General features: G+C 73.4%; 22 protein-coding genes, 1 tRNA gene and 1 pseudogene. 15 read left to right on the top strand and 9 right to left on the bottom strand.

Annotated elements, in window-relative coordinates; genetic code table 11:
• Nucleotides 1-143 precede the first annotated feature (143 nt).
• From AC069R_RS00640 to AC069R_RS00630, 3 genes are all read left to right on the top strand, one after another.
• Nucleotides 144-647 (top strand): hypothetical protein, encoded by a 504-nt coding sequence (locus AC069R_RS00640; RefSeq protein ID WP_478763310.1) that lies wholly within the window; start codon nucleotides 144-146, stop codon nucleotides 645-647.
• A gap of 105 nt (nucleotides 648-752) precedes the next feature.
• On the top strand, nucleotides 753-1322 hold the full coding sequence (locus AC069R_RS00635; RefSeq protein WP_478763308.1) for a tyrosinase cofactor: 570 nt from the start codon (nucleotides 753-755) through the stop codon (nucleotides 1320-1322).
• Nucleotides 1306-2172: a tyrosinase family protein gene (locus tag AC069R_RS00630; protein WP_478763306.1), complete on the top strand. Its 867-nt coding sequence runs from the start codon at nucleotides 1306-1308 to the stop codon at nucleotides 2170-2172. The genes AC069R_RS00635 and AC069R_RS00630 overlap by 17 nt, the downstream gene beginning before the upstream one ends.
• A gap of 103 nt (nucleotides 2173-2275) precedes the next feature.
• On the opposite strand, the gene AC069R_RS00625 is transcribed toward AC069R_RS00630, so the two are convergent.
• The 5 genes and pseudogenes from AC069R_RS00625 to AC069R_RS00605 all read right to left on the bottom strand — a co-directional run.
• Entirely contained in the window at nucleotides 2276-2554 is a 279-nt protein-coding gene (locus AC069R_RS00625) for a chaplin (RefSeq protein ID WP_397985885.1), read from the bottom strand.
• Nucleotides 2555-2673: 119 nt separating this feature from the next.
• Complete coding sequence (locus tag AC069R_RS00620; protein WP_478763304.1) at nucleotides 2674-3633, bottom strand: D-2-hydroxyacid dehydrogenase family protein; 960 nt, start codon at nucleotides 3631-3633, stop codon at nucleotides 2674-2676.
• Nucleotides 3634-3714: 81 nt separating this feature from the next.
• Nucleotides 3715-4218 (bottom strand): N-acetyltransferase family protein, encoded by a 504-nt coding sequence (locus tag AC069R_RS00615; RefSeq protein ID WP_478763302.1) that lies wholly within the window; start codon nucleotides 4216-4218, stop codon nucleotides 3715-3717.
• A gap of 107 nt (nucleotides 4219-4325) precedes the next feature.
• Complete coding sequence (locus AC069R_RS00610) at nucleotides 4326-4526, bottom strand: acyl-CoA carboxylase subunit epsilon (RefSeq protein WP_478763300.1); 201 nt, start codon at nucleotides 4524-4526, stop codon at nucleotides 4326-4328.
• Nucleotides 4523-4774, bottom strand: a pseudogene (locus AC069R_RS00605) (carboxyl transferase domain-containing protein); the annotation flags it as partial. The pseudogene AC069R_RS00605 and the gene AC069R_RS00610, both read right to left, overlap by 4 nt.
• Between AC069R_RS00605 and AC069R_RS00600 the strand changes: the two are divergent.
• From AC069R_RS00600 to AC069R_RS00585, 4 genes are all read left to right on the top strand, one after another.
• On the top strand, nucleotides 4759-5088 hold the full coding sequence (locus tag AC069R_RS00600) for an SDR family oxidoreductase (protein WP_478763298.1): 330 nt from the start codon (nucleotides 4759-4761) through the stop codon (nucleotides 5086-5088). The pseudogene AC069R_RS00605 and the gene AC069R_RS00600 overlap by 16 nt on opposite strands.
• A gap of 65 nt (nucleotides 5089-5153) precedes the next feature.
• On the top strand, nucleotides 5154-6377 hold the full coding sequence (locus tag AC069R_RS00595) for an FAD-dependent monooxygenase (protein WP_478763296.1): 1224 nt from the start codon (nucleotides 5154-5156) through the stop codon (nucleotides 6375-6377).
• 40 nt (nucleotides 6378-6417) lie between these two features.
• A complete protein-coding gene (locus AC069R_RS00590) occupies nucleotides 6418-7197 on the top strand; it encodes a cyclase family protein (protein ID WP_478763294.1) in 780 nt (259 codons plus the stop codon).
• Between the two features lie 40 nt (nucleotides 7198-7237).
• The gene (locus AC069R_RS00585) at nucleotides 7238-7711 is read left to right on the top strand and encodes a nuclear transport factor 2 family protein (protein WP_478763292.1); all 474 of its coding nucleotides are present in this window, start codon (nucleotides 7238-7240) and stop codon (nucleotides 7709-7711) included.
• An 86-nt stretch (nucleotides 7712-7797) separates the two neighbouring features.
• On the opposite strand, the gene AC069R_RS00580 is transcribed toward AC069R_RS00585, so the two are convergent.
• A tRNA-Arg gene (locus AC069R_RS00580) sits at nucleotides 7798-7870 on the bottom strand.
• A gap of 274 nt (nucleotides 7871-8144) precedes the next feature.
• Here AC069R_RS00580 and AC069R_RS00575 point away from each other — a divergent pair.
• The 4 genes from AC069R_RS00575 to AC069R_RS00560 all read left to right on the top strand — a co-directional run bounded on the left by AC069R_RS00575 (nucleotide 8145) and on the right by AC069R_RS00560 (nucleotide 14639).
• Nucleotides 8145-9767 carry a dynamin family protein gene (locus AC069R_RS00575; RefSeq protein WP_478763290.1) on the top strand — a complete coding sequence of 541 codons (1623 nt, stop codon included), beginning with the start codon at nucleotides 8145-8147 and terminating at the stop codon, nucleotides 9765-9767.
• Between the two features lie 351 nt (nucleotides 9768-10118).
• Nucleotides 10119-12197, top strand: coding sequence for a YfjP family GTPase (locus AC069R_RS00570; RefSeq protein WP_478763681.1), 2079 nt, complete (start codon nucleotides 10119-10121; stop codon nucleotides 12195-12197).
• Nucleotides 12198-12546: 349 nt separating this feature from the next.
• Complete coding sequence (locus AC069R_RS00565) at nucleotides 12547-13023, top strand: single-stranded DNA-binding protein (protein WP_478763288.1); 477 nt, start codon at nucleotides 12547-12549, stop codon at nucleotides 13021-13023.
• A gap of 215 nt (nucleotides 13024-13238) precedes the next feature.
• On the top strand, nucleotides 13239-14639 hold the full coding sequence (locus tag AC069R_RS00560; RefSeq protein ID WP_478763286.1) for a TQXA domain-containing protein: 1401 nt from the start codon (nucleotides 13239-13241) through the stop codon (nucleotides 14637-14639).
• On the opposite strand, the gene AC069R_RS00555 is transcribed toward AC069R_RS00560, so the two are convergent.
• Complete coding sequence (locus AC069R_RS00555; protein WP_478763284.1) at nucleotides 14584-15057, bottom strand: hypothetical protein; 474 nt, start codon at nucleotides 15055-15057, stop codon at nucleotides 14584-14586. The genes AC069R_RS00560 and AC069R_RS00555 overlap by 56 nt on opposite strands.
• 255 nt (nucleotides 15058-15312) lie before the next feature.
• On the opposite strand from AC069R_RS00555, the gene ettA reads away from it, so the two are divergent.
• The 3 genes from ettA to AC069R_RS00540 are packed head-to-tail and all read left to right on the top strand — an operon-like array spanning nucleotide 15313 to nucleotide 18095.
• Entirely contained in the window at nucleotides 15313-16977 is a 1665-nt protein-coding gene (gene ettA / locus AC069R_RS00550; protein WP_397985894.1) for an energy-dependent translational throttle protein EttA, read from the top strand.
• Nucleotides 16978-16983: 6 nt separating this feature from the next.
• The gene (locus AC069R_RS00545; protein WP_478763282.1) at nucleotides 16984-17406 is read left to right on the top strand and encodes an acyl-CoA thioesterase; all 423 of its coding nucleotides are present in this window, start codon (nucleotides 16984-16986) and stop codon (nucleotides 17404-17406) included.
• Nucleotides 17403-18095, top strand: a complete 693-nt coding sequence (locus AC069R_RS00540) for a DUF8185 domain-containing protein (protein WP_478763280.1) — start codon at nucleotides 17403-17405, stop codon at nucleotides 18093-18095. Before AC069R_RS00545 ends, AC069R_RS00540 begins: the two co-directional genes overlap by 4 nt.
• A gap of 24 nt (nucleotides 18096-18119) precedes the next feature.
• Here AC069R_RS00540 and AC069R_RS00535 read toward each other — a convergent pair whose 3' ends face one another.
• Entirely contained in the window at nucleotides 18120-18524 is a 405-nt protein-coding gene (locus AC069R_RS00535) for a globin (RefSeq protein ID WP_397985897.1), read from the bottom strand.
• Nucleotides 18525-18599: 75 nt separating this feature from the next.
• On the opposite strand from AC069R_RS00535, the gene AC069R_RS00530 reads away from it, so the two are divergent.
• The gene (locus AC069R_RS00530; RefSeq protein WP_478763279.1) at nucleotides 18600-19574 is read left to right on the top strand and encodes a methyltransferase domain-containing protein; all 975 of its coding nucleotides are present in this window, start codon (nucleotides 18600-18602) and stop codon (nucleotides 19572-19574) included.
• Nucleotides 19575-19592: 18 nt separating this feature from the next.
• On the opposite strand, the gene AC069R_RS00525 is transcribed toward AC069R_RS00530, so the two are convergent.
• Nucleotides 19593-21377, bottom strand: a complete 1785-nt coding sequence (locus AC069R_RS00525; RefSeq protein ID WP_478763277.1) for an FHA domain-containing protein — start codon at nucleotides 21375-21377, stop codon at nucleotides 19593-19595.
• Nucleotides 21378-21427: the final 50 nt, after the last annotated feature.

Raw genomic sequence — 21427 nt, 5'->3', positions numbered from 1 at the left:
CGTACATCAGGTCGTACGAACATGACCAACCGACTATTACGGCGGCCGGGGGAATTGCGCGCCGACCCCGTTCTCCGTCCCGGCCACGCCAGTTACGCGGTACGGACGCCGAACTCCCGTACCCGGAAAGGGCCGAACCCGATATGAAGCCGACCACCCGAGGAACCCTCGCCGCCGTGCTCACCGGCGTCGCGGCCACCGTGAGCGCGACCGCCCCCGCCGCCGCGGCCGGTGCGGTCCCGGTGCCCGTGCCGCTCCAGGGCGTCTCCCAGTCCCTCGGCACCCGGACGCCCGAGGCCACGCTGGAGGTGCCGCTGCTGACGCCGGGTGTGCCCGAGGGGCCGCGCTATGTCACCGGCCGGCTGCTGCCCGAGCCGATCCTGCCGCGGCTGCCGATCAGCGGGACGCTGCCCGGCGCCGACCTGCGGGCGCCGCTGCCGCGTCCGCTCGGCGACCGGCTCGGCCTCGACGCCCCCGCCGCCGATCTGCACACCGACGGGCCCGGCCTGAACCTGGGCGCCCCGCTGGGCGCGCCGGACCCGGACCGGTTCGGCCTGCCGGAGCTGCGCCTGCCCGAGGCGGGCCTCCTCGCCCCGGCGCTGCGCACCGTCGCCGGCGGCGAACTGGGCGTGGGCCCGGCCCGGTAACCCCAAGGGTTCTCTCACCAGCGCCGTTCGGCCGTACGCGCGGTGACCGGCCCCCTCCTTGTCCGTTAGCGGGTACGACAGCTGTCCCCGGACGAGGAGAGTGCGATGGTCGACGGCGACGACGCAGCGGCGGCAGGCGTAACAGAGCAGGTCAGAACGGATACGGTGGCCGGTCCAGGGCGGCGGCGGGTGATGCGGGGACTGCTGTCCTGCGTCGCCGCCGCCGCCCTCGCGCCGGTCGTCGCCGCGTCCCGGCCGGTGCCCCCGGCCGCCGGCGGTGACTCCTTCGACGAGACGTACCGGGGCCGGCGCATCCAGGGGGTCCGGCTGGCGGACGCGGGACGGAGCACGGCCGACGACGCCTGGCGGATCACGGTCGACGGGCGCCCGCTGCATCTGATGCGGCGCGCCGACGGCACCTGGCTGAGCATGGTCGACCACTACACGTCGTACCGCACGCCCCGCGAGGCGGCGCGGGCCGCGGTGGACGAACTCGGCCCCGGCCAGCGGCTGAGCGAGCCGGCGCCGGGCCCGCTGGACGGCGCCCTGCCCGACGGCGTCAAGGACATGCTGGGCCGCATGGGCATCATCATGGACACGGGCGGCATGGGCGGCATGGACATGAGTGGCGCGGGCGGCATGGGGATGGGGGGCCGGCATGGCGTACGTGCGTAAGAACGTCAGCGCGCTCACCGCGAACGAGCGGAAACGGTTCGTGGACGCCCTGCTGGAGATCAAGCGGCGCGGCGAGTACGACGAATTCGTGCGCACCCACATCGCGTACTTCGCCGCCGACGGCGAGACCCAGCTGCGCGCCGCGCACATGGCGCCGTCCTTCCTGCCCTGGCACCGCCGGTTCCTGCTGGACCTGGAGAACGCGCTGCGCCGCGTCGACTCCTCGGTGACGGTGCCGTACTGGGACTGGACGCGGGACCGCACGGCGACCTCGGTGCCCTGGACCAAGGACCTGCTCGGCGGCAACGGCCGGCGCTCCGACCAGCAGGTGACGACCGGGCCGTTCGCCTACGCGACGGGCAACTGGACCATCACGGTGGGCGTCACCGACGGCCACTACCTCACCCGCGACCTCGGCCGCGCCGCCGCACCCATCCAACTGCCCACGCGGGACGACGTGAACTGGGCGCTGAACGACCCGGTCTACGACGTACGGCCCTGGGACTCCACCGTCACCCAGGGCTTCCGGAACAAGCTGGAGGGCTGGGGCACCGGCAGCGGCAGCGCCTCCTGGCACAACCACAACCGGGTGCACCGCTGGGTCGGCGGGGCGATGCTCGGCGCCGCGTCCGTCAACGACCCGGTGTTCTGGCTGCACCACGCCTACCTCGACATGCAGTGGGAACGCTGGCAGCGCGCGCACAGCAGCCACCGCTATCTGCCGGCCGAGCCGCCCGGCGCGGGGGACCCGCAGCACGGCCGGGTCGTCGCCCGGCACGAGAAGCTGCCGCCGTGGAATGTGACGCCGGACCAGTTGGAGGACATGAGCGGGGTCTACCGGTACGCGTGAGCCGGTGCCGGCACCGGTGAGTCGGTGGGTTTGGATTGGTGGTGGACGCGAAGGGCCCCGGCGCTCGGAGGTGCCGGGGCCCTTCGCGATGTGCGTCTGAGCCTCAGTCGCCGTAGCTGCCGTGGCCCTGCGCGAGGGTGCCGCCCTGGTTGACGCAGGTGTTGCCGAAGGCCGGGTTCAGCAGGCCGATGACGTCCACGGTGTCGCCGCACACGTTCACCGGGATGTTGACCGGGACCTGGATCGCGTTGCCGGACAGCACGCCGGGCGAGCCGACGGCCGCACCCTGGGCGCCCGCGTCGGCCAGAGCCAGCCCGGCCCCACCGATCACCACGGCGCCGGTGCCGAGGGCCACGGCGGCCGCCTTCGCGATGCGAGACATCACGTTCCTCCTGTCGCTCGGGAAAGGCGACGGCCGGTCCTGCCGTCGCACTCCCCGTTCAACGCGGCCGTCCGGCGGGGGTCACGGTGATCAGCGGGGGATCACCCTTTCAACAGGGCTCAGGGCAGTCGTCGTACCGGAGAGCCCGCCAGGTACGCCTGGATGTCCTCCACCGCCTGGGTGAAGTACGTGCGGTAGTTGGCCGCGGAGACATAGCCGAGGTGCGGGGTGGCGAGCAGGCGCGGGGCAGTGCGCATCGGGTGGCCGGCGGGCAGCGGCTCGATGTCGAAGACGTCGACGCCGGCGCCCGCGATCCGGCCCTCGTGCAGCGCGGCGAGCAGGGCGTCCTGGTCCACCACCGAGGCGCGGGAGGTGTTGATCAGGTACGCGCTCGGCTTCAGGAGGGCGAGTTCGGCGGCGCCGATCAGCCCGCGCGTGCGGTCGCCGCCGGGCACGTGCACGGAGACGAAGTCGCTGCCGGCCAGCAACTCCTCCTTGGAGGCGGCCAGTTCGACCCCGTTCTCGGCCGCGCGCTCCTTGGTCAGCCGCGGGCTCCACGCGGCGACGCGCATGCCGAAGGCGAGCCCGACCCGTGCGACCCGGGCGCCGATCCGGCCGAGCCCGAGCACACCGAGCCGGGCGCCGTGCAGATCGGCGCCGACCGTGGACTGCCAGGGTCCGCCGGTGCGCAGCGCCGTGTTCTCCTCGACGATCCCGCGGGCGAGCCCGAGCAGCAGCGCCCAGGTCAGCTCCACCGGGGGAGTCCCGGAGCTCTGCGTCCCGCACACGGTGACGCCCCGCGCCTCGGCCGCGGCGTAGTCGATCGCGGTGTTGCGCATCCCGGTCGCCACGATCAGCCGCAGCCGGGGCAGCCGGGCGAGCAACGAGCCGGGGAACGCGACGCGTTCGCGCAGGGTGACGACGATGTCGTACTCGGCGAGTGCCGCGGCGAGCGCGTCCTCGTCGGCCAGGTGCGTACGCAGCGAGACGACCTCCACCGCGTCCCCGAGCACCGACCAGTCGGCCGACTCGGTGGCGACGCCCTGGTAGTCGTCCAGCACCGCACAGCGCAGTCGCACGCCGTTCTCCCCTCTCGAACCGAGCGCTCCGGGCACGCCGAGCGCTCCGGGCATCCCGAAGTATGGTCGGACCGGCAGCCGCTAAGCCCCGGCCGTGAGCCGCTTCACGTACCGGTGCACGGGCACCGGCACCTGTCCCTGGTCGTGCGGGGCGTAGTCCTCGATCGGCCCCTCGTCGGTCCAGCCGTTGCGGTCGTAGAACCGCCGCGCGCGGGCGTTGCCCGGTACGACCGCCAGCCATGCCCGGCGGTGACCGGCCGCCGCCACCAGGCGCTCTGCCTCGCCCAGCAGCCGGGCCGCCACCCCGCTGCCTCTGTGCCGTTCGGAGACGTAAACCTGCTCGACCTCGTCCCCGACCACCATGACGAACCCGGCGACCTCGCCGCCGGCGACCGCGACCGTCGTATCGGACAGGCGGTGTGCGGCGCGTTCCGTGAAGGACTCGCGTGTCCGCACCGCGACCAGCGCCTCGGGAACGTTCCCCAGGTGCCCGTCGCACCAACCGCGGTACCAGATCTCCGCCACCGCCTCCGCGTCCTCGGGGCGGGCCGTACGCAATTCGACGTGCTGGGCGTCAACGGACATGGGCTCAGCCTAACAACGCTCGTATCCGTCCAGTGCGTCGTCGTACCGTGCCGGCCACCCCGGCCCATGTCCCCGGCCGGCGGGCCCTGGCGCCGGCCCCCGGCTCGTCAGTGCCAGCTGATGGGGCTGCGGTAGCCGGCGACGCGCTCCGGGCGGAGCCGGCGAGCCTGCGGGCGGAGGCTAGGGGTGAAGTGCGGCCGGCCAGCGGCGCAGGCCGTCAGGACCGCGGTCAGCGCGTCCAACTCCTCCGGTGTGGGATCCCCTCTGCGGATCCGGATGTCCATGGCGGGCTCCTGGTCCTTGGTCATTGCGGTGGATTGCCGTGCTTGCGAGCCGGCAGGTCGGCGTGCTTGGCGCCGAGCATCCGCAGGGAGCGGATGAGCACCTCGCGGGTGGCAGCGGGGTCGATGACGTCGTCGACCAGGCCGCGCTCGGCGGCGTAGTACGGGTGCATCAGCTCGGTCTTGTAGCGTTTGACCATCTGCTCGCGCTTCGCGTCGGGATCGGCGGCGGCGGTGATCTCGCGGCGGAAGATGACATGTGCGGCACCCTCTGCGCAGGGTCGTACCCCGCTACCTCGGGCCTGGTCTGGCCAAGGCCGCGCTGGAGAGCCTGGTCCGTTACCTCGCCGTCGAATTCGCCCCCCGGGGCATCGCGGTCAACGCTGTGTCGACCGCGAAGCTGGACAAGGGCTACACGGCAGACGTCAACGCCGAACTCAGCCGGGTTCTCGCCCGGCGGACACCTGGGGGCAGGCTCACCCGCCCCCAGGATGTGGCGGACGTCGTGGCCCTGCTCTGCCGGTCGGAGGCCGCGTGGATCCAGGGCCAGGTCATCACGGTGGACGGCGGGCTCGGCCCGCTCGGCTGAGCCGGTCCGGCATGCTCCGCCGTACCGGAACAGAACCCCTTTTCCACCAGACAGGAGGAGACGCCATGGAGTCCGTCACAACGGACGTGTGCGTCATCGGCGCGGGCCCCGCGGGCCTGGCCCTCGCGCTGCTGTTGCTGCGTTCGGGGTGCCGCGTCACCGTGGCCGAGCGCTCGGCTTCGTTCGAGCGTGAGTACCGCGGCGAGATCATCCAGCCGGGCGGCCTGCGGATCCTCGACGAGATCGGCGTCCTGTCCGCGGCGCGGCAACGGGGCTCGCACGTCCTGGAGCGGTTCCGCCTCACGGAGGGCAGCCGCGTCCTCATGGACATCGACTACGGCCGGCTGCCGCCACCCCACGATCACATGCTCAGCCTTCCCCAGCGCCACATCCTGGAGGAACTACTCAAGCGATGTGAGGAGTTCGAGGGGTTCCGGCTGCTCTTGGGGAGCCGTATCTCGGGCCTCGTGATCGAGAATGGTGCCGTCGTCGGCGCCGTACTCGACGGCCGGGCGGGTGTCGACCGCGTGCGGGCCCTGTGTGTCGTGGGCGCCGACGGCCGCTACTCGAAGACACGGTCCCTGGCCGGGCTCAAGCATCGTCGAAGCGAGGACTTCGCCCTCGACGTGCTGTGGTTCAAGCTCCCCGCCCTGGAGCGGCCAACGCGCATGGCACGCATCCATCGGTCGGAGGCGGGACCGGTTCTGGTGTACGACTCGTACCCCGACGCGGTGCAGATCGGCCTGACTCTTCCGCACCAGGGTTACCAGCGGTTCGCTCAAGCCGGTTTCCCGGCGGCCAAGGCGGCGGTCAAGCGCGCCCTGCCGGAGTACGCCCACCTGGTGGACGATGCCATCCGCTCGCTCAGGGATCTGACCCTCCTCGACGTGTTCGCGGCCCAGGCCGGCCAATGGGCCAGAGACGGGCTGGTGCTGCTCGGCGACAGCGCGCACACCCACAGCCCGTTGGGGGCCCAGGGGATCAATCTCGCCCTCCAGGACGCGGCCGTGCTCCATCCCGTGCTCGTGGCGGCGGTCCGGTCCGGAGAGGCCGGCAAGAACCGCCTCGGTGAGTTCCAGCGAGCCCGCTCCGCCGCTATCCGCTCGGTCATGCAGACCCAGATCAGGCAGAGCCGCGGGATGCTGGCACAGTCGGGAGTCGCATCCTTCCTCCAGCCCAGGCTCGCCGGTCTTTTGGCGCGGACTCCCCTCGGAGCCCACATGACCAGGCGTATCGCCCTCGGCGGCGAGAACGTGCGGGTTCACTCCGAACTCTTCGCCGCCTCCTGACCTCTCCTCAACACGGTTGATCGCTCGAAGGGATCGCCATATGCGCTTGATCGACCTGTCCACCTCCATCGATGCGTCGAGCTGGGAGCCCGAGCCGGTCTCGCACGAGGTCACCACGCCCGCCGAGGGTGCCCGGCACATGGCGAAGGAGATGCGGGAGCACTTCGGGACGGTCTTCGACCCGGCCGATCTTCCGGACGGGGAACTGCTGTCGATCGACACCCTGTCGCTGACCACACACACCGGCACGCACGTAGACGCCCCTTCCCACTACGGCTCGCGCGCGAGCTACGGGGACGGCCGCCCGAGGCACATCGACGAGCTCCCGGTGCACTGGTTCTTCCGCCCCGGCTTCCTGCTCGACATCAGCGGCGCGGACGGACACGTGGTCGACGCCGAGTTCCTGGCGAAGGAGCTTCAGCGTATCGACTACCGGCCCCAGCCGCTCGACATCGCGCTGCTCACCACCGGGGCCGAGAGCCGAGCCGGCTCCATGGGCTACTTCACCGACTTGGTGGGTCTCGACCGATCGGCCACCGACTTTCTGCTGGACCTTGGCGTGCGGGTTATCGGAACCGACGCGTTCAGCCTGGACGCGCCCTTCCCGGACATCCTCAAGCGGTACGCGGAAACGGGTGACAAGTCCGTGCTCTGGCCCGCCCATTTCCGAGGCAGGGAGCGCGAGTACTGCCAGATCGAACGACTGGCCAATCTCGGGTCCCTGCCCAGTCCGCACGGCTTCCAAGTGTCCTGCTTCCCCGTGAAGATCCGAGGCGCCGGCGCCGGTTGGACCAGGGCTGTCGCTCTGCTCGACATGTGACCGGGTCTTCGCGCCACTCCCCATCCCAGGAGGAAACACGATGACAAACCTGACCGAACTTCCGGCGGACCGCCAGACGTTCGCCGAGGTCTACACGGAAGTCCAGCAGTTCTACGCGCGCCCTTTCCACTTGCTGGACAGCGGCCGGGCGGACGAATGGGCGGCCACGTGCACCCCGGACGGCTGCTTCGCGCCGGAGACCCTCCCGGAGCCGGTACGGGGCCGCGAAGCCCTTGCGGCCGGGGTCGCCAAGAGTTATGCGGAGCTCGTCGCGGCGGGTGAGCAGCGTCGGCACTGGCACGGGATGGTGGCCATCGACGAGGTCGCCGACGGTTCGCTGCATGTGCGTTGCTACGCGCTGATCTTCGCCACGAAGCTCGGCGGCCGTCCAGAGCTCCGACTCACCTGCGTCTGCGAGGACGTCATGGTCAAGGTCGACGGCGAGTGGTTGGTGCGCTCGCGCCATGTGACTCGTGACGACCTGGCGCCGAAAGGGGGGCGATCGCAAGCATGATCTCGGCCGCCGCCGTACCGGAACCCGTCCGGGCCGGTCGGCGGGCCGCTGCGTCCGTCCGGGCTGTCGACCAGCCCATCACAGAGCGCCCCCGGCAGGACTCGAACCTGCGGCCAAGCGCTTAGAAGGCGCCTGCTCTATCCGCTGAGCTACGGGGGCCTGGTGGCGCGTTCAAGGATAAAGCTCCCTGCTCGCCGACCCTGTCGCTTCGCCTCCGTGGCTCGATGTGGAGGTTCGGTGAAGCGGTCCTGATAATCGCAGGCAGGTGCGAATCGTGCAGCGCTTTTGGCGTCCGGCGCCGCCGGGTGTTGTGCACTCGTTATGCCTGGCCCGCGCCCATGTCCCAGTCGCCCCATCCGCCCTTTCTGTTCCGTCGGCGCGCAGACATGTCCATATGCTTCAGAATTCCCCTAAAATTGGGCATTCTTCACATGTGGTGACCTTGGACGTACGGCCTCAGCTGCTCGACACACTCTCCGCTCTGCGCGACCGTGTCGCCGCCGCACGCTTTCCGCTGCCCCTCGCCGGTGCCCCACGCGCGCGTGCCAACCGCGACGAACTCCTCGCCCAGCTGGACGACTACCTCATGCCCAGGCTACGGGCCCCCGAGGCGCCGCTGCTGGCCGTCGTCGGCGGCTCCACCGGCGCCGGGAAGTCGACCCTCGTCAACTCCCTCGTCGGGCGCCGGGTGAGCGAGGCGGGCGTGCTCAGGCCGACGACCCGCACCCCGGTGCTGGTCTGCCATCCGGCGGATCACCACTGGTTCAGCGGCATGCGCGTCCTGCCCGACCTGGCGCGCGTCTGGATGCCGCACCACGCCTCCCGCGACGACGACCTGCTGCTCCCCGGCGAGCAACCCGGCGACCAGCCCGTGCGCGCCCTGCGCATCGAGACCGCCGACACCCTCCCGCGCGGCCTCGCCCTCCTCGACGCGCCCGACGTCGACTCCCTGGTCGCCGAGAACCGCGTCCTCGCCGCCGAACTGCTCTGCGCCGCCGACATCTGGGTCATGGTCACCAGCGCGGCCCGCTACGCCGACGCCGTCCCCTGGCACCTGCTGCGCACCGCCAAGGAGTACGACGCCACGCTCGTCACCGTCCTCGACCGCGTGCCCCACCAGGTCGTCTCCGAGGTCTCCCGGCAGTACGCCGCCCTGCTCACCAAGGCCGGCCTCGGCGACGTACCCCGCTTCACCGTGCCCGAGCTGCCCGAATCCGTCTGGAGCGCGGGCCTGCTGCCCGCCACCGCCGTCGCGGCCCTGCGCACCTGGCTCATCCAGCACGCCCAGGACCCCGGCGCCCGGCAGTACGCCATGGCCCGTACCGCCCACGGCCTCCTCGACTCGCTGCGCACCCGTATGCCCGAGCTGGCCGCCGCGGCCGCCGCCCAGTACGCGGCGGCGCTCCGGCTCACCACCGCCGTGGACAGCGCGTACGACAGGGAGCACGCGCGGCTGCGCCACCGCCTCCAGTCCGGTGCCGTACTCGCCGGGGGCGCCCTCAAGCGCTGGCGCGCCTTCCCGCTGGACTGCACCGCCGGTGAACTGCTCGACGCGCTCGTGGAGAGCCTCGGCGCGCTGCTGCTGTGCGCCGTCACCGCCGCCGACGAGCGGGTGGCCGAGGCCTGGCGCCGCGAACCCGCCGCACAGGCTCCGGGCCTCGCCGGGTGCGATCCCTCGCCGGAGAGTACGGAGCACCGTATCGGCCTCGCGGTCCGGCGCTGGCGGCGCGAGCTGGAGGAGTACGCCGAGGACGAGGTGCGGGAGCTGGACCGCAGCGTCGCGCCCGACTCCGAGGCCGTGGCCGCCCTCGCCGCCACCGCCCTGCTGGGCGGCCGCCGGGCACGCCACGCCGGCGAACGGCTCGCCGACCGGGTCGGCGCCCATGGCGCGCTGCGCCTGCGCGACCGTGCCGAACGGCTGCTCACCGAGCACGTGGACCGCGTCGTCCACCGCGAGCGCGAGCGCCGGCTCGCCCCGCTCGACGCCCTCGACATCCATCCCGAGCCCCAGGCCGAGCTCATCGCCGCCCTGTCCGTACTGCAGAAGGAGAGGTGACCGGTGGCCGCCGTCACTGACCAGGAGCACATGGACCACACCGATCGCGTCGAGGCCACGCCCATGGATCACGTCGAGAGCATCGACCCCGTGGATCACAGCGACAACGGCGACCACGGTGACCACGCCGGACGCAGCGGCCGCAGTAGCCGCTCCGGTGACAACGGCCGCACGCGGGCGGACGCGCAGACCATCGACATCGTCAAGCAGGGGGAGAGGTCCCAGGTGGCCCAAGGAGTGAGAGAAGCCCAGGGGGGCCAGGGGGCGGCGGAGGACGACGGGGGGGACGGAGACGGTACGACGATCACCCCGGCCCCCGCCGCGGGGGACCGGGGCGAGGAGGGGGCGCCGATGCCGGGTGCGGGCGGGGTCGTAGCGGAGGACGGGGTACGGGAAGGCGGTGGCGACGGGCGGAAGGCCGCTCCGGGTCCGGCGGGAGAAGAGGGAAGCGGGGACGGCGAGCCCGGCGGCGGACCGGCGCGCGCCCCCCGCGCCGACCGCGCCCCCCGCGCCGACCGCACCTCCCGCGCCGACCGCACCTCCCGCGCCGAGCGCCCCTCGGCCCCCGCACCGGTGGCCCCCGCGCCCGCCCCCTCCGCGGCCCCCGCACCCGCCGCACCCGCCGCCCCCTCCGCGTCCCCCGCCCCCTCCGCGGTTCCCGAGCCCTCCCGCTCCGCCCGCTCCTCCGAGTCCGCCGACTCCTCCGGTGCCTGGGACGACGGCCTCATCGCCCGCCGCATCGCCGACGCCGCCGCGCTCGCCGCCCCCCTGGAGCCGGTCCCGGCCCGCGGCGGGGCCCGTACGATCGTCCCGCTCGCCTACGAAGGCCCCCTGCGTGCCCGCCTGGACGCCCTGCGGGAACTCGTCGGGCTCTCCCGGACGCGGCTGGACGGCCAGACCCTCGCCGAGGCGAGCCGGGTCCTGGACGAGGCCGCGGACCGGCGCAAGCTGTCCGGACGGCACACCGTCGTCGCGATCGCGGGCGCCACCGGCAGCGGCAAGTCGCAGTTGTTCAATTCACTCGCCGGAGTGGCCATCTCGGAGACGGGGGTACGGCGCCCGACCACCTCCTCGCCGATCGCGTGCAGTTGGAGCGACGGCGCCGCGGGCCTCATCGACCGGCTCGGCATTCCGGGCCGGCTGCGCCGCCGTCCGCTGCACCACCCGGAGTCGGAGGAGCAGTTGCGCGGGCTGGTCCTGATCGACCTGCCCGACCACGACTCCGCCGCCGTGCAGCACCGTGAACAGGTCGACCGGATCCTGAAGCTGGTGGACGCGGTGATCTGGGTGGTCGACCCGGAGAAGTACGCCGACGCCGTGCTGCACGAGCGCTATCTGCGGCCCATGGCCGGGCACGCCGAGGTCATGTTCATCGTCCTCAACCAGGTCGACCGGCTGCCCGGAGAGGCCGCCGACCAGGTCCTGGACGATCTGCGGCGGCTGCTGGACGAGGACGGCGTGGCGCTCGGCGAGCACGGGGAGCCCGGCGCCACCGTGCTCGCGCTGTCCGCGCTCACCGGCGAGGGCATCGGCGATCTGCGCGAGGCGCTCGGCGAGTTCGTGGCCGAGCGGGGCGCGGCGGCCCGCCGGGTCGCCGCCGACGTGGACGCGGCCGCGGCCGGACTGCGGCCCGTCTACGCCGCCGGGCGCCGGGTCGGGCTCAGCGAGGAGGCGCGCGAGGAGTTCGCCGCGCGGCTCGCGGACGCGGTGGGCGCCACCGCGGCGGGCGAGGCCGCGGAACGCGCCTGGCTGCGCAACGCCAACCGGGCCTGCGGCACCCCCTGGCTGCGGCTGTGGCGCTGGTACCAGAGGCGCGGTACGGCACCGACCGGCCGCCATCAGGTGAACGCCCAGCCGGACGAGGAGGCGACGGCGCGGCAGCGCGTGGAACAGGCGGTCCGTACGGTGGCCGACCGGGCCTCGGCCGGGCTGCCGGTGCCGTGGGCGCAGGCGGTGCGCGAGGCCGCCGTACGCGGTGCGCAGGGGCTGCCGGAGGCGCTGGACGAGCTGGCGGAGCGGGCCGGGGGTCCTTCCGGGCGCCCGCCGCGGCCGGGCTGGTGGCCGGTGGCGGTGCTGGTCCAGGCGGCGATGACGCTGCTCCAGATCGCGGGCGGGCTGTGGCTGGCCGGGCAGATCGCCGGGGTGATGGCGCCTGATCTGGGCGTTCCGGTGCTGCTGATGGTGTGCGGGATCGTCGGTGGGCCGCTGGTGGAGTGGGGCTGCCGGATGGCCGCGCGGGGGCCGGCCAGGCGCTACGGCCAGGACGCGGAACGGCGCCTGCGCGAGTCGGCCGCGAGCTGCGGCCGGGCGCGGGTGCTGGACCCCGTGGCGTCGGAGTTGCTGCGGTACGGGGAGGTGCGGGAGCAGTACGGGAGGGTGGTGCGGCCGGAGGCCGGGATGGAGGAGTCGGGGGTGTACCGGGTGAGTTGACGGGGTGCCGGGTGGGGTGGTGCCGGGTGAGGCGGTGCCGGGTGGGGCGGGGGCCGTACGCCGTGGGCGGGCGCTGTACGCCCTGGCAGGTGCCGACGCCGGCCGGTGCCGAACGCCGTAGGCCGGTGCCGTACGTCTTGGATCGGTGCCGTGGGCCGGGGTGGCTCGCCGGTGGTGCTCACTCGTGTGGGTGGCGGAGTTTTCCACAGGCGCGGGGGCCGTCCACAGCGCTCGGCGGGACCGGTCCGGCGCGGGCACTCTGAGGCCGTGGCAGACGCCGCCGTACGGGACGGACCCGTACGTCCGCCCGCCCGGCCGAGCGCGCCGGGCGGGGGAGGGGAGCGAGACGATGAACGAGACCGTGATCTGTGTGGTGGGCAACGTGGCGACCGCGCCGGTGTACCGGGAGCTGGCGGCGGGGCCGTCGCTGCGGTTCCGGCTCGCGGCCACCGCGCGCTACTGGGACCGGGAGAAGAGTGCCTGGACGGACGGGCACACCAACTTCTTCACGGTGTGGGCCAACCGCCAGCTCGCCGCCAACGCGATGGCGTCGGTGGAGGTGGGGCAGCCGCTGGTCGTGCAGGGCCGGCTGAAGGTGCGGACGGACGGGCGCGAGGGACAGCAGCAGTGGGCGTCCGCGGACATCGACGCCACGGCCATCGGCCATGACCTCTCCCGTGGTACGGCGGTCTTCCGCCGCGCGGCCAAACCGGAGCCCCCCGCCGCGGCGAACCGGGCCGAGCCCGACTGGGCCACCCCGCGTCCACCGGACACCGGCGAGAGCACCGACCACCAACAGGTTGCGGAACCGGCCACGGTGACGTGAAGTCAGCCTTCCAGCCGGGTTGATTTATCGATAAGTGCTGCTCAAAGGCGGTCCGGCGATAACGATTCCGGATCGGAAACGCCATCGGATCATCCGACCGGCCAGGGAGGCAGGGCCCGAGTCCATAGGATGCCGGGCGTGCCCCTCGGGGCCGCCGATTCTGCTGGTGGGACCCGTCCCCCACATCCAACGGGTCCTGCTCGAAGGGGAATTCTGTGCTTGCTGCGCTCTCTGGGTTCTGCCGGTCCACCGCCGTGTCCCGCCTGGCCGCCACCGCCGCGGTGTCCGGGCTCGTGGCGGCCGGTGTGCTGTCCGGCGCGGGTACGGCCGCGGCCGATGTGGCGCCGCAGACCGAGGGCGGGGCGAGCGCCACCCTGGACGGCCTGAAGACCTTCGGCGAGGCCGTGGTCCATGGGACCGGCGGCGACCAGCGCGTGTCCGCGGGGCTGTTCGAGATGTCGGTGGACGGCGGCGGCACCCTCCAGACGTACGGCGTCGACCTGCACAGCCCGGTGCAGCGCGACGCCCGCTACCAGGAGACGTCCTGGAGCGGCACCTCGCTCGGCACCAACCGGGACGCGGGGAAGATCCACTGGATCGTCCAGCACTCCTACCCCCAGGTCAACGACCTCGCCGCGCTCGCCCACCAGGCCGGTGTACGGACCCTCACCGAGCAGGACGCGGCGGCCGGCACCCAGGTGGCCATCTGGCGCTACTCCGAGCACGCCAGGATCGACGCCGTGGCGCCGGAGGCCGAGAAGCTCGCCGACTACCTCCAGCGCAGCGCCCGCGGCAGCGCCGAGCCGGGCGCCTCGCTGACCCTGGACCCGCCCGCGGTCTCCGGCCGCCCTGGCAGCGTGGTCGGCCCGGTGACCGTGCACACGAATGCGGGCCCGGTCGCGGTGATACCGCCTGCGGACGCGGCCACCAGCGGGGTGCGGATCACCGACAAGACCGGCAGGGCGCTCACCACGGCGAAGGACGGCAGCCGGCTCTACTTCCGGATCCCGCGGGACGCGGCGGACGGCTCCGCCCAGCTGAGCGTGCAGGCGTCGACGACCGTCCCGGTGGGCCGCGCCCTCTCCTCCGACAGCCGCGGCCAGACCCAGATCCTGGCCGGCTCCAGCGAGTCCGCGGTCTCCGCGAGCGCGACGGCCGACTGGGCCGCGCGCGGCGCGATACCGGCGGTGTCGGCCCACAAGGACTGCGCCAAGGGCACCGTGGACATCACGGCCTCCGACAAGGGCGACCAGCCCTTCACCTTCAGCCTGATGGGCACCGGGCACACCGTCCCGGCCGGCACCACGCGCACCATCCCCGTCCCCCTCCAGGAGGACCAGGGCTACGACTTCACGATCACCGGCCCGAACGGCTTCACCCGCCGCTTCACCGGCGTCCTGGACTGCAAGATACAGGGCACGATCGTCGCCAAGACCGCCGTCCAGACCGTCGGCGAGCCGACTCCCCTCACCACGCCCGCCCCCGACGACACCGACCTCGCCGCCACCGGCGGCTCCGCCCTCACCCCTCTGATAGCCGGCGCCGCAATCGGCCTGGTCGTCATCGGCGGCGCGGTGCTGGTCGTGCTGCGCAAGCGGGAACAGCCCGGCGAGTGACCCCGGCGCGCGGCGGACGGGTCAGCGGTCTGCCCGGTGCCACGCCCCTGACGAGCGTGCAGACGAGGACGGTGGCGGCCAGGCTCCCGAGCGTGACCATGGCCACCCCGATCACGAAGAGACCGGTGGAGTCGTCGGACCAGTCCCACCAGGCGGCGCCGGCCAGCCCGGCCGTCGTCCCGGCCACCGGTCCCACGACCTGCCGCCGCGAGGCCGCCCAGCAGACCGGCATCAGCAGCGTCAGCACCAGCCCGGCCACCTGCCACACCGCGTACGGCCCGCTCCCCGTACCGTCGGCCCGCACGTCCTGGTGCTGATCCCACCCCAGCCACCCGGCCCAGAGCCCCGCCGCGACGACCCCCATCCCGAGCACCCACACCGACCGCCCGGCCGCCTTCTTCCACAGTCCTCGACGCATCCCCCGAGCGTGGCCCCGCCCACCCGGCCTCGCCCAGAGCACACGTACTCACTTCGGCCCGGTACTTCTCCTCACTGTCCGAGATCCACAGTCGCGGCCCGATCTCGGGAGGGTGACAGGCGAGCCGCGGCGGCCACCCGCGAAGCCCCAGGTCACAGCCCCCCCGCCCCGACGGGTTTCCGCGCAGGGGTGGCCGTACGGCAAGATGGGGTGTATCTGCCCACTGCCAGATTTCAAGTTGCCGGACGGTTTCTCTTGGCTGAGTTCATTTACACCATGCGCAAGGCGCGCAAAGCGCACGGCGACAAGGTGATCCTCGACGACGTCACCCTGAACTTCCTGCCGGGTGCCAAGATCGGCGTCGTCGGTCCGAACGGTGCCGGCAAGTCGACCGTGCTGAAGATCATGGCTGGGCTGGAGCAGCCGTCCAACGGCGACGCGTTCCTGTCGCCCGGCTACACCGTCGGCATCCTCCTCCAGGAGCCCCCGCTCGACGAGGACAAGACGGTCCTGGAGAACGTCCAGGACGGCGTCGCCGAGGTCAAGGGCAAGCTCGACCGGTTCAACGAGATCGCCGAGCAGATGGCGACCGACTACTCGGACGCGCTGCTGGAGGAGATGGGCAAGCTCCAGGAGGAGCTGGACCACGCCAACGCCTGGGACCTCGACGCCCAGCTGGAGCAGGCCATGGACGCGCTCGGCTGCCCTCCGGGCGACTGGCCGGTCGTCAACCTCTCCGGTGGTGAGAAGCGCCGCGTCGCGCTCTGCAAGCTCCTCCTGGAACAGCCCGACCTGCTGCTCCTCGACGAGCCCACCAACCACCTCGACGCCGAGTCGGTGAACTGGCTGGAGCAGCACCTGGCCAAGTACCCCGGCACCGTCGTGGCCGTCACCCACGACCGGTACTTCCTGGACAACGTCGCCGGCTGGATCTGCGAGGTCGACCGCGGCCGCCTGCACGGCTACGAGGGCAACTACTCCAAGTACCTGGAGACCAAGGCCGCCCGCCTCAAGGTCGAGGGCCAGAAGGACGCCAAGCGGCAGAAGCGCCTCAAGGACGAGCTGGAGTGGGTCCGCTCCAACGCCAAGGGCCGCCAGGCCAAGTCCAAGGCCCGCCTCGCCCGGTACGAGGAGATGGCCGCCGAGGCCGACAAGATGCGGAAGCTGGACTTCGAGGAGATCCAGATCCCGCCGGGCCCGCGCCTGGGCAACGTCGTGGTCGAGGTCGACAAGCTCAACAAGGCCTTCGGCGACAAGGTCCTGGTGGAGGACCTGTCCTTCACGCTGCCGCGCAACGGCATCGTCGGCGTCATCGGCCCGAACGGCGCCGGCAAGACCACGCTGTTCAAGATGATCCAGGGTCTGGAGACCCCCGACTCCGGCACCATCAAGGTCGGCGAGACCGTCAAGGTCTCCTACGTCGACCAGGGCCGCGCCAACATCGACCCGAAGAAGACGCTGTGGGAGGTCGTCTCCGACGGGCTCGACTACATCAACGTCGGCCAGGTCGAGATGCCCAGCCGCGCCTACGTCTCCGCCTTCGGCTTCAAGGGCCCCGACCAGCAGAAGCCGGCCGGCGTCCTGTCCGGCGGTGAGCGCAACCGCCTCAACCTGGCGCTCACCCTGAAGCAGGGCGGCAACCTGCTGCTCCTCGACGAGCCCACCAACGACCTCGACGTCGAGACCCTGTCCAGCCTGGAGAACGCGCTCCTGGAGTTCCCCGGCTGCGCCGTCGTCGTCTCCCACGACCGCTGGTTCCTCGACCGGGTCGCCACCCACATCCTCGCCTACGAGGGCGACTCCAAGTGGTTCTGGTTCGAGGGCAACTTCGAGTCGTACGAGAAGAACAAGGTCGAGCGCCTCGGTGCGGACGCCGCCCGTCCGCACCGGGCGACCTACAAGAAGCTGACGCGGGGCTGATCGGTCTTGCGCCACATCTACGCGTGCCCGCTGCGCTGGTCCGACATGGACGCCTACGGCCATGTCAACAACGCGGTCTTCGTCCGCTACCTGGAAGAAGCCCGGATCAACTTCATGGTCCGACCGGACAAGGAGTTCCAGCAGGGCTCCGTGGTGGCGCGCCACGAGATCGACTACAAGCGCCAGCTCGTCCACCGGCACCACCCGGTGGACATCGAGCTGTGGGTCACCGAGATCCGGGCCGCGTCCTTCACCATCGCCTACGAGGTGAAGGACGCGGACGCGGTGTACGTGCGGGCCTCGACCGTGGTCGTACCGTTCGACTTCGAGGCGCAGCGGCCGCGCCGGATCACCGCTCAGGAGCGGGAGTTCCTCGGGCAGTACCTGGAGCAGGCCGGAGCCGAAGAGGGCGAGGCCGTCGCCGCATGACGGTGCTGCACCTCGTGGACGAGACGGAGGCGGCGGACCTCGCCGCCTTCCTCGCCCGGCTGCTCCACTACGACCGCGGTGCCGCGGTGCGCCTCCAGGCGGCCGGCACCGCACTCGCCGTCTTCGGCCAGCCGCCGTCCTTCGAGGTGCTCGCGGTACGCGCGGTACGGCTCGCCAAGCCGTACGAGAACGGCCTCGACGTCACCCTCGACGCCACCGTCTCCGCGGGCGAGCTGCTGGAGTCGGTGGACGAGCGGGCCGCCACCGCGGCCGTGCCGGGCACGGTCACCGGGCCGCCCTGGGCCGGTGTGCTGCCGCCGCGCGGCGGCTGGCGGCCCGAGCCGGGGCTGCCGGCGCCGGACGCGCTGCGGGCGACCGTCGCCGCGGCGGTCGGTGAATTCCGGGCGCGTACCGAGGAGTTGCCGCCCGAGGGGCGTACCCGCGCGGAGCTGGACCGGATCGGGCGGGACATCTGGTCCCGCGAGATCGGGCACACCCAGCTGCCCGTGCGGGCCGTGCACGCGGCGCAGTCCCTGGGCTTCCTGCGGCCGGGCACTCGGGCGGCCGACACCGGGCTGCTGTCCTCGGGCGCGTGGCTGCGGCTGCGCACGCCGTACGGCTCGATCGCGGTACGGCGGGCGGGGGCGCCCGGCTCCCTCGGGGCGCTCGGCGTCAGCGTGGGCGGCTGAGCCGCCGGCCGCCCGAGGGCGGGCTCAGTCCGGGGTGTTGACCATCGACGCGGCGGCGTACGTCAGGTAGTTCCACAGCGTCCGCTCGTGCTCCTCGGACAGGCCCAGGTCGTCCACGGCCGCCCGCATGTGCCGCAGCCAGGCGTCGTGCGCCGCCCGGTCCACCGCGAAGGGGGCGTGCCGCATCCGCAGCCGGGGGTGGCCGCGGCGCTCGCTGTAGGTGGTGGGGCCGCCCCAGTACTGCATCAGGAAGAGCGTCAGGCGCTCCTCCGCCGGGCCCAGGTCCTCCTCCGGGTACATCGCCCGCAGCTCGGGGTCCCCGGCTACCCCCTCGTAGAAACGGTGGACGAGCCGGCGGAAGGTGTCCTCCCCGCCGACCTGCTCGTAGAAGGTCTGCTCCTGAAGCGTGCCGCGCCGAATCTCATTCACCCGTCCATGGTCTCAGACCGGGCGGCCCGGGTCTCCAGGCTTAGGACCGTCCTCGCCGGTGCTTACCGTGGGGGTATGGGCGGTGACGACGCACGGACCGGGGCACTGGCCGCCGCCGCGCGGGCCGGGATGGTGCGGGAGATCGCGGCGGAGGGTGCCTTCGCGGCGGACCCGCGGTGGCGGGAGCCGTTCGAACAGGTGCCCAGGCAGCTGTTCGTGCCGTACTACTTCGTCGCCGGGCCGCGCGGCTACCAGCGGCGCTGGGGCGAGAGCCCCGACCCGCGGGAGCGCGAGCGCTGGGTGCGCGGCGCCTACGCGGACGAGCCGCTGGCCACCCGGCTGCGCGACGGCGAGCTGCTGTCCTCCAGCAGCCAGCCCTCCCTGATGGCCCGGATGCTGGCCGCGCTGGAGGTCGAGGACGGCGACCGGGTCCTGGAGGTGGGCGCCGGCACCGGATACAACGCGGCCCTGCTGGCGCACCGGCTCGGCGACGACCTCGTCACCAGCGTCGAGCTGGAGCCGGAGATCACCGAGGCCGCGCGGGCGCATCTGGCCGCGGCCGGGTACCGGCCGGTGGTCGTCACCGGGGACGGGGCGCGCGGGGTGCCCGAACGCGCCCCCTTCGACCGGATCATCGCGACCTGCGCGCTGCCCACGGTGCCGCGCGCCTGGCTCGCCCAGTGCCGCCCCGGCGCCCGCGTCCTGCTCCCGCTGGCGACCGGACTGCTCGCGCTCACCGTGCGGGACGCGGAGCACGCCGAGGGCCGATTCCTCGCCACGGCCGCCTACTTCGTGCCGCTGCGCGGGCAAGGCCGGGCGGAGCCGGCGCAGACCGGCTTCGCGGGGCTGCCGCGCCGGGCCCGCGAGCAGGACACCTTCCGCTTCCTGCGGGCACTGAGCAGCGGCACGCTGGACCCGCAGGAGGCGTACGCGCTGTGGCAGCGCGAGGAGGAGCCGGAGCGCGACCGGTACGGCGTCACGCTCGCCGGCGGTCGCGGCTGGGCCTGGCTGGACGACCCGGAGGGGCCGTACGCCTGGCCCCTCCCGTGACCGCTTTGCCGCCGGAACTCAGCTCCGGCGGACGGTGATCGTCGTCCAGGCGCCCACGTGCACCCGGTCGCCGTCGCGCAGCGGAACCGGCACGAACGGCTGGATCGGCTCCTCCGACATGTTGACCGTGGTGCCGTTGGTCGAGTTCTGGTCGACCACCGCCCAGCTGCCGTCCGGCTGCTGCACCAGCATCGCGTGCTGGTGCGAGACGCCCGGATCCTCCGGCGGCACGGCCAGGTCGATGTCCGGGGTGTCGCCGGTGGAGTGCCGGCGGCGGCCGATCGTCACCTGGTCGCCGGTGAGGGTGCGCTGCTGCTCGGGGGAGTACGCGGGCAGGTTCAGGCCCGTGGCCTCGGGGCCGGAGCGCTGCATCATCGCCATGAAGTACTCGCGGTCCGGGCCGATGGTGGCGGTCCAGGTGGACTGCCCCGGCGCGTCCGGGAAGCCGGGGCCCGCGGGGGCCTTCTGGAAGCCCGGTCCCGAGGGGGTCCGGGTGTCGCCGGGCTGGGGGTAGCCGTAGCCGCCGCCCTGGCCGGGGCCGGAGGGGTCGGCGGACGACGGCGGGGAGATCACCCAGTCGTCGTCACCGCCGCCGAAGGAGGGACCGCCGGGCGGGCCGCCCGCCGGGGGACGGCCGGTCTCCTGCGGGAACGCGGGGGGCGCGGGCGGGCCACCGGCCGACGGGAACGCCTGCGGGGCGCCACCGGGACCGCTGGGGCCACCGGGACCCTGTCCGGGACCGCCGGGGCCCGCGGGACGGGAGGGGTCGCCGCCGAAGGGGCCCTGGCCGGGACCGCCGCCGAAGGGGCCGCCGGCCGGAGCGCCGGGGCCCCGGTCGCCGAAGCCGGGCGGCGGGGGCGGGGTCTGGGAGCTGCCGGGCTGGGGGTAGCCGTAGCCGCCGCTTTGGCCCTGGCCGCCGGGACCCTGGCCGGGACCCGAGGGACCGCCCGCCGGACCACCGGCGCCCGGACCCTGGCCCTGGCCCGGAGGGTTGCCGAAGGGGGAGGGGCGGCCGGCCGGAGCGCGGTCGCCGCCGAAGCCGGGCGGCGGGGGCGGGGCCTGGGTGCCACCGGGCTGGGGATAGCCGTAGCCGCCGTTCTGGCCCTGGCCGCCGGGACCCTGGCCGGGACCCGAGGGGCCGCCTGCCGGACCGCCGGCCGGAGCGCCGGGGCCCCGGTCGCCGAAGCCGGGCGGCGGGGGCGGGGACTGCGGGTTGCCGGGCTGGGGGTAGCCGTAGCCGCCGCCGGGGCCCTGGCCGGGGCCGGACGGTGCGCCGGGTGCGCCCTGGCCCGGAACCCGGCCGAAGGCGGGCGGGGCCGGCGGGCCGGGGGAGGTCGGAGGGCTCGGCGGGGTGCGGTCGAACGGGGTCGGGCCCGACGGCTCGCTGCCGAACGGCGGGATCGGCTCGGCGGGACGGTTCACCTGCGAGGGCCGCGAGCCCTGGTACTCGTACCCGTCACGGCCGCCGAACGGCGTGCTCGGCGGCTGGAAGTGCGGGCCGCCCGAGGGCCGCGGGGCCGCCGGGGTGTACGAGGTCGCGGTGTTGGTCAGGAAGTTCCACCGGCACTCCTCGCAGAAGGGCGCGCCGCCCTCGCGGGGCGTACGGCACTGCGGGCACAGCTCGGCCTCCCCGGCCGCGGCCGGGGGGCGCCCGCCCTGCCGGTCGCCGCTCGGGGGCGGGAAGCCGTAACCGCCGGGCGGCGGGGGCGGCGGGGGCGGAGGTACGGCACCGGCCATGCGGTGACCGCAGACCTCGCACCAGTCGTCGGAACCCGACTGGTGTCCGTTCGGGCAGGTCGGCATGTCGGTGCTTCCCCTTCTTCCTTTACGGGTCCAACTGGATCGCCAGGGAC

The organism is Streptomyces sp. NPDC043952 (assembly GCF_056435325.1).
The sequence above is the reverse complement of the archived record's forward strand: the minus strand, read 5'-3'. Positions and strand labels throughout refer to the sequence as shown.